Raw genomic sequence first — 15,490 nt, forward strand, 5'->3', positions numbered from 1 at the left:
TTTCAGGCCTGCGCAGTGTCCTGCACGCTGATCCCGATGTTGGATACGCCACTGCTGACGATTTCCTTTCTGAGCGCCTTGATAAAGTCGGCGGACATATCCGGGTTATCTTCAACCAAATCCAGCAGTGACGCCTGCAGTTCGCGCTCGGCGACCATGGCTTCGTGGGCGAATACAAAGTCGTCCAGCGCCTCATCGTCCAGCTCTACATCACTGATGGCTTCGATATAGTTGGCCACGGTTGCCGAAGACAATTTACTGATGTTGGTGATGTCTTCTTCGATTTTGCTCTCGATGCCGCTGAGCAGACTCACCAGAGCCACAGCTGCATCCATGGCAGGGTAGGCGCCATAAACGTCAAATTGCTCAGGCTCAGGCGTCACTTCTTCCAGGCGATCTAGGTGCAGCTCAAGGTTCAGCTTCAGCTTGCGGTCGTAAAGCGACTGCCACAGCAGGTTCAGTACGGTATCCAGCACCTTGGGGTCGCCAAACTCGCATACCTCGGAGAACAGTTGGTAGTTGGGGTACATGCGCTGGCACAGAGCCACGGCAAACAGTTGCTTTTGAGGCAGGGACAAGGCCTTGAGGCGCTTGAAAAATCCGGGTTTAGAGCTCATTGGGAACTTCCGCTGACATCTGGGAAATAACTTGGGTTGCCGCCGATTCTACCTTAGTCAGCTCATCAAGTAACTCAAGGATTTCCGGTTCTACATCTGCCACCTCGGCGCCGCGCTTGAGCGCAGACTCGATTTGCTGGCAAAGTTTCTGGGTGGTGGGCACGCCGCAATAGCAGCTGGCACCATGGAGTTTGTGTACCGTGTACAACATGGCTTCGTTGTCGCTGCGGGCCATGGCAAGTTCGATATCGTTTACTGTGCCGGGCAAAGATTCCAGCATCATCTTCAACATGTCGATGGCGAGGTCTTCTTTTTGGTTGGCCTGGCTTAAACACAGCTCCCAGTTGAGGGTGTTGCTGTCGAAGTGGGTGAACTTGGGGCGGGTCAGCCAACGGGCAATCACGCCTTTAAGGGCCGCTTCGTCAATCGGTTTCGGCAGGTAGCCATCCATGCCGCTGGCCTGAATGCGCTCGCGCTCTTCGTTAATCGCATGGGCGGTCACGGCAATAATCGGGGTATTGCGATTCAGCGAGTCCTGACGGATAAGCCTTGTTGCTGTAATGCCATCGGTGCCTGGCATTTGAATATCCATAAAAATCAAATCAAAGGCGCGACTCTTGGCAAGAGCAACCGCCTGATCGCCACTGCTGACGGCCACCACGTTGGCAACCAGTTCTTTAAGCAGCGTATCAATCAGTTTCAGGTTGGCGAGGTTATCGTCCACCGCCAGCACGTTCAGCGGATGGCGGGTGGTCGGCGCCTTGGTAATTTGCGGCTTGGGTGCTACATCGCGCTTCACCGGCGGGAAAATCAGGTTTTGCGCCAGCTTAAGCTCGCTCACAGGCAGCTGCAGTACCAGGTCAACAAAGGGCTCCATTTCCTGGGTGTAGACCTCTGGGTCGAGGCAGTCGTTCAGCAATAGTAAAGAGCCAGTGTGATCTTTTACCTTGGCCAGATGGCGCTGCAGATCTTCGCAGGTTTCGCAGCTTTGGCCCGACAGCAAAATTGCATCGTAGTGTCTGTCGCCAAGGTGTTGCTCAAGTTCATCTTCGCTGCTCGCCAGGGTCACCATCATGTGCCAGTCCTTGAGCTTGCGGGCGATGGATTCACGGGTAAGTTTACGTGGCTCGAACAACAGCACCGAATGGCCAATGAGTTTTTCCAGCGGCAGGGTGTCGTGGGCCGGGAAGGGGCTCAGTTGCAGTGGCACGGTAAACCAGAAGCTTGACCCTTTGCCCACCTCGGAATGAAACCCGATGCGGCCGCCCATCATCTGCACCACCAAACGTTTGGTGATCACAAGGCCTAATCCGGTGCCGCCATAGCGACGGGAAATCGATGAGTCGGCTTGACCGAAGGCCTGGAACAGCAGCTCCTGCTGCTCGGGGTCAATGCCTATGCCTGTGTCGGTTACTTCACAGCGCAGGGTAATGTTGTTCTCTTCCTGAGACAACAGGCTGATCCTGAGATGCACGCTGCCCTGCTCAGTGAACTTGATGGCGTTGCCCACCAGGTTGGTGGTGATTTGCGACAGCCGCATCACATCGCCGCTTAAGTTTTCGGGTACCTTTGAGTCGACATCCACCACAAATTCAAGCCCCTTGGCGTGGGCGCTGCCAGCCAGCAGGTTGATGGTGTCTTCCAGCGATGAGCGCAGCCCAAAGGGCATGCTCTCCAGCACCATCTTGTTGGCTTCAAGCTTGGAGAAGTCGAGGATATCATTGATGATTTGCAGCAAACTGGTGGCGCTGCGCTCGATGGTCTTGATGTATTCCATCTGGCTTGAGTGCAGCGGCGTCTTCAGCAATTGTCTGGCAAAACCAATCACCCCGTTGAGCGGGGTTCTGAGTTCGTGGGACATATTTGCCAGGAACTCGGATTTAATCCGGCTGGCTTCCTGCGCATCCTTCTTGGCTCTGTCCAGGGCGATGTTCTGGATTTCAATCTGCTCCAGGGTTTCACGCAAATCTGAGGTGGCCTGGTCGATGTTTTGCTGCATCTCGTCGTGGTATTCCGACAGCGACGAGGCCATGGCGTTAATACCGCGGTTTAGCAAATCCAGCTCGCCGATAAGGTTGCCTTCGAGTCTGGCGTCGAGCTTCCCTTCGCGAATTTTGCCCACCAGTTTCACCATGTCGGTGATGGGTTGGGTCACGTTTTTCACCAGGCGGAAGGTAAACAGCAAGTTCAGCTGCACCCCAATCAGCACGATAATAAAGGCGGCAACCGCGGCCCTGTGCTGCTCCAGCAGCGCCTTCTCTTTGTTGAGCATCAAAGAGACGTAACCCAGCAGGGTGGCGTTGGAGTTGTCGGGCATCACCACAGCATCGTTAAAACGGCCGCTGCCATCGTCGCTGCGATCGGCGCCGCTGGGGGCTTTGCTGTTAATGGCGAAAATAGGCGTGCGCACTATGAGGGTATCGCCCTCATGCTCAAATTGGGTTTCCTTAAGACTGTCCAGCGCCTCTTTGTAGCGCATTACTTCGAAGTCTTTGTGGTAATGGGAGGTAACAAACAGTTGATTATTAATGTCGAAAATCGCAATGGATTTGACCAGGGTCGACTTATTCAGCTGTGCCCGGGCCAGCAGCACCTTGGTAATTTCGCGATTGTTGGTCGACAGACTTTGCTCTGCAGAAATGGCCAGCGGTTCGATGATGTTGCTGCCCATCTCTTTGAGCGTGTCTTCGAGATCATAGAAGCGGTTTATGGTAAAGTAGCTGCCCAAAAGAATACCAACGAGGATCGTGGGCGCCAGCGCCAACACCAATACCCAGGACCGCAGACTGTATTTTGTCATATTGTGCGCGGTATTCATGTGCTGGGTTATCCCTGTTTTCCTTTGAGTTTGAATGTTCTAAGACTGCCAGAAACCCGGCCGTCTTAACAGATTTTTCTTGTGTGAGACCACAATGGCACAGTTTTTCAAAGCAAAGCCCAATAACGCGAAAAAGCTTTCCCAAAAGATAGCACTCAAGGTGCAAAGGCTCGATCATTTGGGGGCAGGAATTTCCGAATATCAGGGCAAGGTAGTCTTTATTCCGGGCGCGTTGACGGGTGAAACCGTTGAAGTGCAGCTTACCGACCAGAAGAAAAACTATGCTCACGCTCGCCTGATTAACGTGATTGAGCCGAGCGAGTCGCGTCAGGCTGCGGATTGCCCCTGGTATGGCCGCTGCGGTGGCTGTGATTTGCAGCATTTGTCGCTTGCATCCCAGCGAGAGTACAAATCTGCCGCCCTGGCTGACATTCTCGGCCGGGGTCTTGGTGAAGCCGTGACCATCAGTGAAGCCCCCTTAGTGGCCGAAGGCTGGCATTATCGTCGCAGGGCGCGTCTGGCTACTCTGCTCAGCAAAGACAATCAGCGCCTGTCGCTGGGCTTTCGTGAAGAGGCCAGCAAAACTGTGGTGGGGATTGAGCACTGCGCCGTGCTGGCAAAGCCTTTGTCCGATTTGATAGCCCCTTTCTCCGAGCTGCTTAACCGCTTGAAGGGCAAGCAGCGCCTTGGGCATCTGGAGCTGCTACACACCGAGCGTGGCATTTATGCGGTACTTCGTATCACGGCAGCGCTGGCTCAGAGCGATAAAAAGCTGCTGCAGGCCTTTGCCGATGACAAGCAGATAGCGTTGCTGCTGCAGGGTAACGAAGGCGAGCTTGAATTCATGTCCACTGACAGCGCACTGCCGGCGTATCAGCTGAGCGATGGTATTGAGCTTGAGTTCGCTCCCGGTAACTTTATTCAGGTCAATAGCAAGGTGAATCAGGCCATGGTCACTCAGGCCATTGACTGGCTTGATATTCAGCCCGGTGAGCGGGTACTGGATCTCTTTTGCGGTGTGGGCAATTTCAGTCTGCCGCTGGCAAAGCGTGGCGCTGAAGTGATTGGGGTGGAAGGCGTTGCCGAAATGGTGGAACGCGCCCGTAGCAATGCCGCTAAAAATGGCCTGGAAAATGTGGCATTTTACTGCGCCGATTTGAGCGCCGATTTAGCTGCCGAACCCTGGCTTGGCAAAATCGACAAGCTGCTGCTGGACCCAGCCCGCGCCGGCGCCTATGAAAGCTTAAAGTGGCTTAAAAAGATGAAGCCTGCCAGCGTGCTTTATGTCTCCTGTAATCCAGCCAGCCTGGGCCGGGATGCAGCGCTGCTGAAAGAGGCTGGTTATCGTTTGAGTCGTTTGGGGCTGGTGGATATGTTCCCCCAGACTCACCACAGTGAAGGCATGGCACTTTTCGAACTTGTAAAATAATCGATGGATTTTGCGTGATGTAGCAAATTTAATGGCCAATTGGCCTGCTATGGTTTGACAAGTTCGCAGCAATCCTGAAGATAAAGGCTTTAGCTGTTTTAGTCGCTGTGAAAATAGCAGTGAAGAGGGATCCTTAAACCTATGGTGTCAGTCCGCGAAGCACACTTCACCGACGTCGATTTCAACCTCGAAGACTGGGTTGCCCGCTATGTGGAGGAACCACAGGACGCCGAGGTCCTGCTTGCGCTGCTGCGCAGCGTGCAAGCCATGCCGGTCAAGGATGTGAAAGCCCATCAGGCGCTGATGTTCCGTGCCCGGGAGATGATTGAAATCCTGGCACCGCTGAATATGGATCTTGAAACCCTGCAGGCGGCGGTGCTGTTTTCGGTGCAGGAAGCCGGGCTGCTGCCACAGGAAAAACTCATCGAAAAGTTCGGTGACAAGCTGGGCAATCTCGTTGCCAGCGTGGTGACCATGAACGCCATCGGCAGCCTCAAACTCGGTGAGCAGTCGCGCTCCGCCGAAGTGCAAATCGACAACATCCGTAAGATGCTGCTGGCTATGGTGGAAGATGTTCGCGCCGTGGTGATTAAGCTTGCCGAGCGGGTGTGTTTGCTGCGGGCGGTGAAAAACGCCGATGAAGAAACCCGGGTGCTGCTGGCCCGTGAAATCGCCGATATTTATGCGCCGCTGGCAAACCGTTTGGGCATAGGTCAGCTCAAGTGGGAGCTTGAGGACATTTCCTTCCGCTATCTGCATCCTGAAACCTATAAAGAAATTGCCAAACAGCTTGATGGTAAGCGCATCGATCGCGAAACCTTTATCGAGCAGTTTGTAAACGACCTGCAGGCCAAGCTCGACGAAGAGCATATTCGCGCCAAGGTCTATGGCCGCCCCAAACACATCTACTCCATCTGGCGCAAGATGAAGGGCAAGCACCTCAAGTTCGATGAGCTGTTTGATGTACGCGCTGTGCGGATTGTGACCGACCGCCTGCAGGACTGCTACGGCGCCCTGGGTGTGGTGCACACCCTTTATCATCATATTCCGCGGGAGTTTGACGACTATGTCGCCAACCCCAAGCCCAACGGCTATCAGTCTATCCACACAGTGGTGGTAGGGCCTGAGGGCAAAACCGTCGAAATTCAAATTCGTACCGAAGAGATGCATCAGGACGCCGAGCTTGGCGTGGCGGCCCACTGGAAATATAAAGAGGGCCATGCAGGCAAACAAAGCGGCTACGAAGAGAAAATTAACTGGCTGCGTAAAATTCTGCAGTGGCAGGAAGACGTGGTGGAAAGCGGCAACCTGGTGGAAGAAATTCGCAGCCAGGTGTTCGAAGACCGGGTGTATGTGTTCACTCCCTCCGGCGAGGTGGTGGACTTGCCTGCTGGCAGTACCGTGCTCGACTTTGCCTATTACATCCACTCTCAGGTGGGCCATAAGTGTATTGGCGCCAAGGTGGATGGCCGCATTGTGCCCTTCACCTATCAGGTGGAAACCGGTGAGCGGATTGAAATCATCACCTCCAAGCACCCCAATCCCAAGCGCGATTGGCTCAACCCCAACCTGGGTTATATCAAGACTTCCCGTGCCCGCAGTAAAATCCAGCACTGGTTTAAGCAGCAGGACAGGGACAAAAACCTGGCCGCCGGCCGCGAGATGCTGGAGGCTGAGCTTAGCCGTGTCGGACTGACCCTGAAGGATGTTGGCAGCGCCATTGAGCGCTTTAACATGACCAATATGGACGACCTGCTGGCGGCTATTGGTGGTGGCGATGTGCGTCTTAATCAGGTGGTGAACCACATCCAGAGCCGGATGCGGGTGCATGAGATTTCCGATGAAGAGGCGGTGGATGAGCTGGTTAAAAAAGGCCAGCACAAGCCGATTGCCAAGACCCGGGATCAGATTGAAGTGAATGGCGTGGGTAACCTTCTAAGCCATATCGCCCAGTGCTGCCGCCCTGTGCCCGGTGATGAAATCTTTGGCTTTATCACCAAGGGCCGCGGTATTTCGGTGCACCGCGCCGACTGCGAGCAGGTGAAAGAGCTGATGCGCGCCCATCCCGAGCGGGTGGTGGATGTGGTCTGGGGTGAGAATTACTCAGGCGGTTACAAAATCCGTCTGCGGGTGCTGGCCCATGACAGAACCGGTTTGCTGCGGGATTTAACCTCGGTGCTGGCGGCGGAGAAATCCAATGTGCTTGCCATGAGCAGCTCCTCGGATATCAAAAACCAGACCGCGGCCATTGAGCTTGAGCTCGAGCTTTATAACGTTGATGGCCTCTCAAGGGTGCTGTCGAAGCTCGGTCAGGTCGATGGCGTGATTGAGGCCAGACGCCTGTGATACCGGTGAACCCGTGAATATTCGATAAAGGCTGCTGTGCAGCCTTTGTTTTTACCGTCTTGTACGTTTTGGCTGCGTGCCGAGCGCAGTTAATGGGGATAGCAAAATGAGCACCGAAATCAGTGCAAATGAACAGCCAAACGCCGACATCAATCCGCTGCTGGCCATTATGGCCAAATTGCGCGACCCGGAGCATGGCTGCCCCTGGGACAAGGCGCAGCGCTTCGACACCATAGTGCCCTTTACGCTGGAAGAGGCCTACGAAGTGGCCGACACCATAGAGCGCATGGATCTTGATGAGTTGCCGGATGAGCTGGGCGATCTCTTGTTTCAGGTCGTATTCTACTGCCAGCTTGGCAAAGAACAGGGCCTGTTTGACTTCGAAGAGGTGGTAAAACGCATTTGTGCCAAGCTCACCTCCCGCCATCCACACGTGTTTGGCGATATTGAAGTGAACTCCAGTAAAGAAGTGAAAGACAACTGGGAAGCCATTAAGGCCGCTGAACGTAAAGCCAAAGACAAACACTCGGTTTTGGATGACGTGCCGGTTGGACTGCCGGCCCTAAGCCGCGCCGCCAAAATCCAGAAGCGGGTTGCCCGGGTGGGCTTTGACTGGGGCGAGTTGCCGCCGGTGGTGGCCAAGGTGGAAGAAGAAATTGCCGAGGTACTGGCCGAAGTGCAGGTGGATAATCCCGACCCGGAGCGGGTTGCCAGCGAAATGGGCGACCTGTTGTTTGCTGTGGTGAACATGGCGCGCCATCTGGGGGTTGAGCCTGAGCAGGCGCTGCGCCAGGCCAATCAAAAGTTTGAGCGCCGTTTTCGCGGCGTAGAGGAACTGGCATCCCAGGGGGGCAGACAATTGACTGATTATTCCCTTGCTGAGCTTGATGGCTTCTGGGAACAGGTAAAAGAGCAGGAAAAATCTCCCCGTTGAGGTTTGTCGAAAGCACAGGGCTTTGATATACTGTCGCCCCGTCCTGGTGCTTTCTTACAAGCACATATTTTCACACTCATATTTTCTCAGGTTCAGCATGACGACAAGGTATATCTTCGTGACTGGCGGCGTGGTTTCGTCGCTGGGCAAAGGCATTGCAGCAGCATCATTGGCAGCCATTCTTGAGGCACGGGGCCTCAACGTGACCATCATGAAGCTGGATCCTTACATCAACGTTGACCCAGGTACCATGAGCCCGACACAACACGGTGAAGTGTTTGTGACTGAGGACGGCGCAGAGACGGATCTGGACCTGGGTCACTATGAGCGTTTCATCCGTACCAAGATGAACCGCCGTAACAACTTCACCACAGGTCGTATTTACGAAGAAGTTCTGCGTAAAGAGCGCCGTGGTGACTATCTGGGCGCCACCATTCAGGTGATTCCACACATCACCAACGCCATCAAGGCCAAGGTGCTGGAAGGCGGCGAAGGCCATGACGTGGCCATCGTTGAGATTGGCGGCACCGTGGGTGATATCGAATCCCTGCCGTTCCTAGAGTCTATCCGCCAACTGGGCGTTGAACTGGGCCGTGACCGCTCCATGTTCATGCACCTGACTCTGGTACCATTCCTCGGTGCTGCCGGCGAAGTGAAAACCAAGCCAACTCAGCACTCGGTAAAAGAATTGCGTTCTATCGGTATTGCGCCTGATATCCTGGTTTGCCGCGGTGACCGCGCCATTCCTGCCAACGAGCGGGCCAAGATTTCCCTGTTCTGTAACGTGGAAGAGCGCGCCGTTATCTCTTTGAAAGACGTTGACTCCATTTACAAGATCCCAGCGCTGCTGACTTCTCAGGGCCTGGATGACCTGGTTTGCAAGCGTTTCCACCTGGAATGCAAAGAAGCAGATCTGTCTGAGTGGGAAAACGTGATTTATCAGGAAGCCAACCCCAACGGTGAAATCACCATTGGTATGGTGGGTAAGTACATCGAGCTGCCAGACGCTTACAAGTCTGTGAACGAGGCGCTCAAGCATGCGGGTCTGAAGAACCGCGTGACCGTAAACATCAAGTACATAGATTCACAAAGCGTAGAAGCTAAAGGCGAAGAAGCCCTGGCTGGCCTGGATGGTATTCTGGTACCCGGCGGCTTCGGCGAGCGTGGCGTGGAAGGTAAAATCCTGGCCGCCAAGTATGCCCGTGAAAACGACCTGCCTTACTTCGGTATTTGTCTGGGTATGCAGGTGGCGCTTATCGAGTTCGCCCGTAACGTGGCAGGTCTTGAAAATGCCCACTCAACCGAGTTCAACAAGCAAACTCCGCACCCGGTTGTGGGTCTGATCACAGAATGGATCGACGAAGAAGGTAATATTGAGCAGCGCGACGAAGCGTCCGATCTGGGCGGCACCATGCGCCTTGGCGCTCAGCTGTGTCACCTCAAGGCCGGTACCAAGGCTGCCGAGGCTTATGGCTCAGAAAGCTGTATCGAGCGTCATCGTCACCGTTTTGAAGTGAACAACAACTACGTGAAACAGCTTGAGAAAGCCGGTCTGGTATTCAGTGGCCTGTCTTCTGACCGCAAGCTGGTTGAAATGATTGAGCTGCCGAACCACCCCTGGTTTGTGGCTGGTCAGTTCCACCCAGAGTTTACTTCCACACCCCGTGACGGCCATCCGCTGTTCGAAGGTTTTGTGGCAGCAGCCAGAGCGCATCAAAAACGCAACCTGAGCTGATAAATACAAGCCGGCGCTGTGATGGCAGCGCCGGCTTTTTACTCTGGGGTTGGCGCAAAAATAAGCACGGGTAAATCCTGCCTGTGTGCGATGGACAAACAGAAAAAATCAGATACCCATATCAGGGTGCATTCAATTTGGTACATGAGCTCAATGTAGCGCTGAGATGGGTATGGGTTTTTTCTTTTCAACTTAACCTTTAATTCAAGACTAAATCGAGGACATTATGGCTAAGATTATCAAAGTGATCGGTCGTGAAATCATGGATTCACGCGGCAACCCAACCGTGGAAGCCGAAGTACACCTGGAAGGTGGCTTTGTTGGTATGGCAGCTGCGCCATCCGGTGCTTCTACCGGTAGCCGCGAAGCGCTGGAACTGCGTGACGGCGACAAAGCCCGTTACCTGGGTAAAGGCGTGCTGAAGGCCGTTGACAACGTAAATGGTCCTATCCGTGAAGCCCTGCTGGGTAAAGACGCCACCGCTCAGGCCGAGCTGGATGGCATCATGATTGCCCTGGACGGTACCGAGAACAAAGACAAGCTGGGCGCCAACGCCATTCTGGCTGTGTCTCTGGCCGCTGCCAAAGCCGCTGCCGCTGCCAAAGGTATCCCACTGTACGCTCACATCGCTGAGCTGAACGGCACCCCAGGTCAGTACAGCATGCCTGTGCCTATGATGAACATCCTTAACGGTGGTGAGCACGCTGATAACAACGTGGACATCCAGGAGTTCATGGTGCAGCCAGTGAGCGCCAAGAGCTTCCGTGAAGCCCTGCGTATGGGCGCCGAAATCTTCCACAACCTGAAGAAAGTGCTGAAGGCCAAAGGTCTGAACACTGCCGTGGGTGATGAAGGTGGTTTTGCACCAAACCTGGCGTCCAACGCCGACGCTCTGGCTGTTATCAAAGAAGCCGTTGAAGCTGCCGGTTATAAGCTGGGCACCGACGTGACTCTGGCGCTGGACTGCGCTGCCTCTGAGTTCTACAAAGACGGTCAGTACGACCTGTCTGGCGAAGGCAAGGTATTCAGCTCAAACGGTTTCTCTGACTTCCTCAAATCACTGACCGAGCAGTATCCAATCGTGTCTATCGAAGACGGTCTGGACGAGTCTGATTGGGAAGGTTGGGCATACCAGACCCAAATCCTCGGCGACAAGGTACAGTTGGTAGGTGACGACCTGTTCGTGACCAACACCAAGATCCTGAGCCGCGGTATTGAGCAGGGCATTGCTAACTCAATCCTGATCAAGTTCAACCAGATCGGTTCTCTGACCGAAACTCTGGCCGCTATCCGTATGGCCAAAGAAGCCGGTTACACTGCCGTTATCTCTCACCGCTCCGGTGAAACCGAAGATGCGACCATTGCCGATCTGGCCGTCGGTACCGCTGCCGGTCAAATCAAGACAGGCTCACTGTGCCGCTCTGACCGTGTTGCCAAGTACAACCAGCTGCTGCGTATCGAAGAGCAACTGGGTGAGAAAGCACCATACCGCGGTCTGACCGAAATCAACGCCAAGGGCTAATCGCCTGATAAAATTTGATTGAATGCGCAAAAGGCCACCCCCAAGGTGGCCTTTTTTGTTGTAATATCTCCCCAAATTCACCCAATCACCTCAATTCTTCCATGAAGCGATTCGTTCTGGTTCTCTTTGCCTTGCTGGTGCTGCTCCAGTACCGGCTATGGTTTGGCGATAACAGCCTGACCGAATACTTCAGCCTTAAAGACAAAATCCAGATGCGTCAGCAAACCAATGCGGAACTGCAGGAGCGCAACGACGTGCTTAAAGAAGAGATTCTGGATCTGAAAAGCGGCACCGAGGCGCTGGAAGAGCGCGCCCGCAACGAATTGGGGTTGATTGAGAAAGGCGAAACCTTCTTCCGGGTTGTGGGCAGCGATGGTCGCGGCACCCAAGCGCAGGAACAGCCACAGGACAGTCAATGAATTCCCAAATACCTTCCGGTGGCAATATCGTGGCCATAGTGCCCGCCGCCGGTATTGGCAGCCGCATGGGCGCCACTATTCCCAAGCAGTATTTGCCATTGTTGGATAAACCGATTTTAGCCCACACCCTGGCAAGGCTGCTGTCTCACCCTGCGATTGATAAGGTCATAGTTGCAGTGGCGGCAGACGACAGCTGGTTCGACAGTTTAGCTGAGGCGCACCACCCCAAGCTCACCCGGGTTTTGGGCGGCAAAGAGCGTGCCGATTCGGTATTGGCGGCCTTGTCTGGCTTGCCGGATAACAGCAATAGCTGGGCACTGGTGCACGATGCGGCCAGACCCTGCTTAACCCATGGCGACATAGACGCACTGCTCGAAAGTCGGCAAGGTTTCCCCCAGGGGGCGATCCTCGCCATGCCGGTGCGGGACACCATGAAACGGGCGGCAAAGGATGGCAGCATAGAGACCACTGTGTGCCGTGAAGCCCTGTGGCATGCATTAACGCCGCAGCTGTTTCCCGCCACGAGCCTTAAACTGAATCTTAAGCAAGCGCTGGATGCCGGCGTTGCAGTAACCGATGAAGCGTCGGCGATGGAATGGGCCGGAGTGCATCCGGGGCTGGTCAGTGGCCGGGCTGACAATATCAAGGTCACCCATCCGGACGATTTACAGCTGGCGGCCCTATTTTTAGAAGCCCAGCAGGTTCTGCAGGCCCAGCAGCAACACAATTAAGGAATTTCGATGAAAATCAGGATTGGCCACGGTTTTGATGTGCACAAGTTTGGCGCCGACCGTCCACTCATTCTCTGCGGCGTTGAAGTGCCTTATGAGACAGGGCTTATTGCCCACTCCGATGGTGATGTAGTGTTGCATGCCATCAGTGACGCCATCCTGGGCGCCATGGCGCTCGGTGACATAGGCAAGCACTTTCCCGACACCGATGCCGCCTATGAAGGCGCCGACAGCCGGGTGCTGTTACGCCACTGCTTTGCGCTTGCCCGTGAGCGCGGCTTTGCTATTGGTAACTTGGATGTGACCATCATCGCCCAGGCGCCGAAAATGCTGCCTCACATAGAAGCTATGCGCGCAGTGCTGGCGCACGATCTGCAAACTGAGCTTGATAATATCAACGTAAAAGCGACCACCACCGAGAAGCTTGGCTTCACCGGTCGCAAAGAAGGCATCGCCGTGGAAGCTGTGGTGTTGATGGAGAATGTGAAATGACTGAGCTGACTTATCTTTACGGCAAGCCGGCTGTAAGCGCCGATATCCGCACCCATAACAGCGATTTTCAGGTGAAGGAAATCCTGCCATTCCTGCCCGATGGTGAAGGCGAGCATCACCTGCTGCATATCCGCAAAGATGGCCTGAACACGGCTCAGGTGGCGGAGATGATTTCCAAATTTGCCAAGGTGCATCCCAAGGAAGTGACCTTTGCCGGTCAAAAAGACAAAAATGCCATTACCGAGCAGTGGTTTGGGGTGCGCATTCCCGGTAAAGACACCCCGGACTGGGCTGCAATGAGCAATGAGCAGATGCAGGTGTTGTCGTTTGCCCGCCATGGCAAAAAGCTGCGCACCGGCGCACTTTCAGGCAATCGTTTTACTTTGGTGCTGCGCAACGTTTCCGACCCACAGGCGCTGGTTACCCGCCTCGAGCAGGTGCGGGATGGCGGCGTGCCCAACTATTTTGGTGAGCAGCGCTTCGGCCATGATGGCGGTAATCTGGTGAAGGCGCGGCAGATGTTTGAAGGCCGCAAGGTAAAAGACAGGAATAAGCGTAGCCTGTATCTGTCGGCGGTGCGCTCGGAGCTCTTTAATCAGGTAGTCAGCGCCCGTTTGGCAAAGCAAGATGCGTCCGGTTTGGGTTTGCTTGAAGGGGACTGTGTGATGCTTTCAGGCAGCCGCAGCTTCTTTGTGGCCGAAACTTGGGATGAGACGCTCAAAGGCCGTCTGGCCGAGAAAGATATTCAGCTGTCGGCACCCCTGTGGGGCCGCGGTGAGATGCTCGCCAAGGGCGACGCCGCCGAGTTTGAAGCTTCGGTGCTGGCGTCTTACGAGCTTGAGCGCAGCGGCCTTGAAAAAGAAGGCCTGACCCAGGAGCGACGCGCGCTGCTGCTGCGCCCTGAGCAGCTGAGCTTTAAGCTGGACGGTGATGCCCTGACTCTGGATTTCTGCCTGCCGGCCGGAGCCTTTGCTACCAGTGTGCTCAGAGAGCTTTGCGAGTACAGCGACGTGAAAGAGCTGGAGTGGCGCCGCGCGGTGGCCGAACGTCAGGCACAGGAGGCGGCCAATGCGCCTGTTGGTGAGTAACGATGACGGGGTGCATGCTCCGGGTATCAAGGCACTCGCCGAGGCCTTAAAGGCCATTGCTCATGTGGACGTAGTGGCACCGGATCGCAACTGCTCCGCCGCCAGTAACTCGTTAACCTTGACTAATCCATTGAGAATTAATAGGTTAGACAACGGCTATATCGCGGTTAACGGTACGCCATCAGATTGTGTGCACATTGCCATTCGGGAGATTTGCACCGAAGAGCCGCAGCTTGTTGTCTCGGGAATTAATGCCGGGGCTAACATGGGGGATGACACCCTCTATTCCGGCACTGTGGCTGCGGCCATGGAAGGGCGGTTTCAGGGACTGCCGGCGATTGCGGTGTCTTTGTCTGCCCGCAACCCGCAGCACTATGATGCCGCTGCGCAAATAGCGCTGCGCATCGTGCAGGGGCTCAAGGCTCACCCTTTGTCTGCTGATCAAATACTCAATGTGAATGTACCCGATTTGCCCCTTGAGCAAATCAAGGGCATCAAGGTTACTCGCCTGGGCGCGCGTCATAGGGCCGAAGGCGTGGTACGAACCACCGATCCGGCCGGGCGTGAAATCTTCTGGCTCGGCCCGCCGGGTGAGGAGCTTGATGCCAGCGAAGGCACTGACTTTGGCGCCGTGGCCGACGGCTATGTGTCCATTACGCCATTAACCGTGGATTTAACCGCTCACAGTCAACTTAACGCACTGGCAAATTGGATAGAAAAGATATGAACCCGACCGGCTCGACGGTGGCCATGAATCTGGCAAAAAAGCTGTATGAAGCGGGGATCCGCGACTCAGCCGTATTGCAGGCCATTGCCAATACCCCAAGAGAATTGTTTCTCGACGCGGCATTGGCGCATAAGGCCTATGAAAACACCGCCTTGCCGATAGGTCAGGGGCAAACCATTTCTCAGCCCTATATTGTGGCGCGCATGACCGAGCTTGTGATGCAGGCCAGGCCGCAGCGAATGTTGGAAGTGGGTACAGGCTCAGGTTATCAGGCCGCCATTTTGGCACAGCTGGTACCTGAGCTTTGCACCATAGAGCGCATCAAGGCGCTGCAAATTCAGGCGCGGCAACGGCTCAAGCGCCTCGACTTGCACAATGTGTCTTTTAAATACGGTGATGGTTGGCAGGGTTGGCCCAACCGTGGCCCCTTCGATGCCATCATGGTCACAGCGGCCGCGTCTTCGGTGCCCAGCGCGCTGCTTGAGCAGTTGGCCGAAGGTGGCTTATTGGTTATCCCGGTTGGGGATGACTCTCAGCAGCTGATGGCGATACGCCGCCAGGGACAGGACTTCAGTTCGGAAATCATTGAAGCCGTGAAGTTTGTGCCACTGGTTAATGGCGTCTTGGCTTAA

The 15,490-nt window shown here is 55.0% G+C and carries 13 protein-coding genes; 11 read left to right on the top strand and 2 right to left on the bottom strand.

All coding sequences use genetic code 11. The annotated features are described in order from the left end of the window. Positions 1–2: 2 nt before the first annotated feature. Together MJ923_RS03815 and barA are read right to left on the bottom strand one after the other, a co-directional pair. Positions 3–617, bottom strand: a complete 615-nt coding sequence (locus MJ923_RS03815; RefSeq protein WP_126166161.1) for a YjaG family protein — start codon at positions 615–617, stop codon at positions 3–5. Further along, the gene (gene barA / locus MJ923_RS03820; protein WP_240589962.1) at positions 607–3,435 is read right to left on the bottom strand and encodes a two-component sensor histidine kinase BarA; all 2,829 of its coding nucleotides are present in this window, start codon (positions 3,433–3,435) and stop codon (positions 607–609) included. The genes MJ923_RS03815 and barA overlap by 11 nt, the downstream gene beginning before the upstream one ends. A 94-nt stretch (positions 3,436–3,529) precedes the next feature. On the opposite strand from barA, the gene rlmD reads away from it, so the two are divergent. The 11 genes from rlmD to MJ923_RS03875 all read left to right on the top strand — a co-directional run bounded on the left by rlmD (position 3,530) and on the right by MJ923_RS03875 (position 15,490). Continuing rightward, a complete protein-coding gene (gene rlmD / locus MJ923_RS03825) occupies positions 3,530–4,864 on the top strand; it encodes a 23S rRNA (uracil(1939)-C(5))-methyltransferase RlmD (protein WP_240589963.1) in 1,335 nt (444 codons plus the stop codon). Between the two features lie 141 nt (positions 4,865–5,005). After that, positions 5,006–7,210 carry a GTP diphosphokinase gene (gene relA, locus MJ923_RS03830; RefSeq protein ID WP_240589964.1) on the top strand — a complete coding sequence of 735 codons (2,205 nt, stop codon included), beginning with the start codon at positions 5,006–5,008 and terminating at the stop codon, positions 7,208–7,210. 106 nt (positions 7,211–7,316) lie between these two features. Further along, positions 7,317–8,144: a nucleoside triphosphate pyrophosphohydrolase gene (mazG, locus tag MJ923_RS03835; protein WP_240589965.1), complete on the top strand. Its 828-nt coding sequence runs from the start codon at positions 7,317–7,319 to the stop codon at positions 8,142–8,144. Between the two features lie 97 nt (positions 8,145–8,241). Continuing rightward, positions 8,242–9,879 carry a CTP synthase gene (locus MJ923_RS03840; protein ID WP_240589966.1) on the top strand — a complete coding sequence of 546 codons (1,638 nt, stop codon included), beginning with the start codon at positions 8,242–8,244 and terminating at the stop codon, positions 9,877–9,879. Positions 9,880–10,105: 226 nt separating this feature from the next. After that, positions 10,106–11,401, top strand: a complete 1,296-nt coding sequence (gene eno, locus MJ923_RS03845; RefSeq protein ID WP_011759152.1) for a phosphopyruvate hydratase — start codon at positions 10,106–10,108, stop codon at positions 11,399–11,401. A gap of 101 nt (positions 11,402–11,502) precedes the next feature. Further along, on the top strand, positions 11,503–11,820 hold the full coding sequence (gene ftsB, locus MJ923_RS03850; RefSeq protein WP_126166167.1) for a cell division protein FtsB: 318 nt from the start codon (positions 11,503–11,505) through the stop codon (positions 11,818–11,820). Further along, entirely contained in the window at positions 11,817–12,551 is a 735-nt protein-coding gene (ispD, locus tag MJ923_RS03855; RefSeq protein ID WP_240589967.1) for a 2-C-methyl-D-erythritol 4-phosphate cytidylyltransferase, read from the top strand. Before ftsB ends, ispD begins: the two co-directional genes overlap by 4 nt. Positions 12,552–12,560: 9 nt before the next feature. Next, on the top strand, positions 12,561–13,043 hold the full coding sequence (ispF, locus tag MJ923_RS03860; protein WP_240589968.1) for a 2-C-methyl-D-erythritol 2,4-cyclodiphosphate synthase: 483 nt from the start codon (positions 12,561–12,563) through the stop codon (positions 13,041–13,043). Continuing rightward, a complete protein-coding gene (truD, locus tag MJ923_RS03865; protein ID WP_240589969.1) occupies positions 13,040–14,131 on the top strand; it encodes a tRNA pseudouridine(13) synthase TruD in 1,092 nt (363 codons plus the stop codon). Before ispF ends, truD begins: the two co-directional genes overlap by 4 nt. Beyond that, the gene (gene surE / locus MJ923_RS03870; protein ID WP_240589970.1) at positions 14,112–14,858 is read left to right on the top strand and encodes a 5'/3'-nucleotidase SurE; all 747 of its coding nucleotides are present in this window, start codon (positions 14,112–14,114) and stop codon (positions 14,856–14,858) included. Before truD ends, surE begins: the two co-directional genes overlap by 20 nt. Next, complete coding sequence (locus MJ923_RS03875) at positions 14,855–15,490, top strand: protein-L-isoaspartate(D-aspartate) O-methyltransferase (RefSeq protein ID WP_126166172.1); 636 nt, start codon at positions 14,855–14,857, stop codon at positions 15,488–15,490. Before surE ends, MJ923_RS03875 begins: the two co-directional genes overlap by 4 nt.

It is taken from the genome of Shewanella zhuhaiensis, from assembly GCF_022484835.1.
Classification (GTDB): Bacteria; Pseudomonadota; Gammaproteobacteria; order Enterobacterales; family Shewanellaceae; genus Shewanella; species Shewanella khirikhana.

Bases quoted from the DNA above. Each gene is read 5' to 3' on its own strand.
- eno (WP_011759152.1), top strand. From the start codon at position 10,106: ATGGCTAAGATTATCAAAGTGATCGGTCGTGAAATCATGGATTCACGC.
- mazG (WP_240589965.1), top strand. From the start codon at position 7,317: ATGAGCACCGAAATCAGTGCAAATGAACAGCCAAACGCCGACATCAAT.
- MJ923_RS03840 (WP_240589966.1), top strand. From the start codon at position 8,242: ATGACGACAAGGTATATCTTCGTGACTGGCGGCGTGGTTTCGTCGCTG.
- MJ923_RS03815 (WP_126166161.1), bottom strand. From the start codon at position 617: ATGAGCTCTAAACCCGGATTTTTCAAGCGCCTCAAGGCCTTGTCCCTG.
- barA (WP_240589962.1), bottom strand. From the start codon at position 3,435: ATGAATACCGCGCACAATATGACAAAATACAGTCTGCGGTCCTGGGTA.
- MJ923_RS03875 (WP_126166172.1), top strand. From the start codon at position 14,855: ATGAACCCGACCGGCTCGACGGTGGCCATGAATCTGGCAAAAAAGCTG.
- truD (WP_240589969.1), top strand. From the start codon at position 13,040: ATGACTGAGCTGACTTATCTTTACGGCAAGCCGGCTGTAAGCGCCGAT.
- ispD (WP_240589967.1), top strand. From the start codon at position 11,817: ATGAATTCCCAAATACCTTCCGGTGGCAATATCGTGGCCATAGTGCCC.
- surE (WP_240589970.1), top strand. From the start codon at position 14,112: ATGCGCCTGTTGGTGAGTAACGATGACGGGGTGCATGCTCCGGGTATC.
- ftsB (WP_126166167.1), top strand. From the start codon at position 11,503: ATGAAGCGATTCGTTCTGGTTCTCTTTGCCTTGCTGGTGCTGCTCCAG.
- rlmD (WP_240589963.1), top strand. From the start codon at position 3,530: ATGGCACAGTTTTTCAAAGCAAAGCCCAATAACGCGAAAAAGCTTTCC.
- relA (WP_240589964.1), top strand. From the start codon at position 5,006: ATGGTGTCAGTCCGCGAAGCACACTTCACCGACGTCGATTTCAACCTC.
- ispF (WP_240589968.1), top strand. From the start codon at position 12,561: ATGAAAATCAGGATTGGCCACGGTTTTGATGTGCACAAGTTTGGCGCC.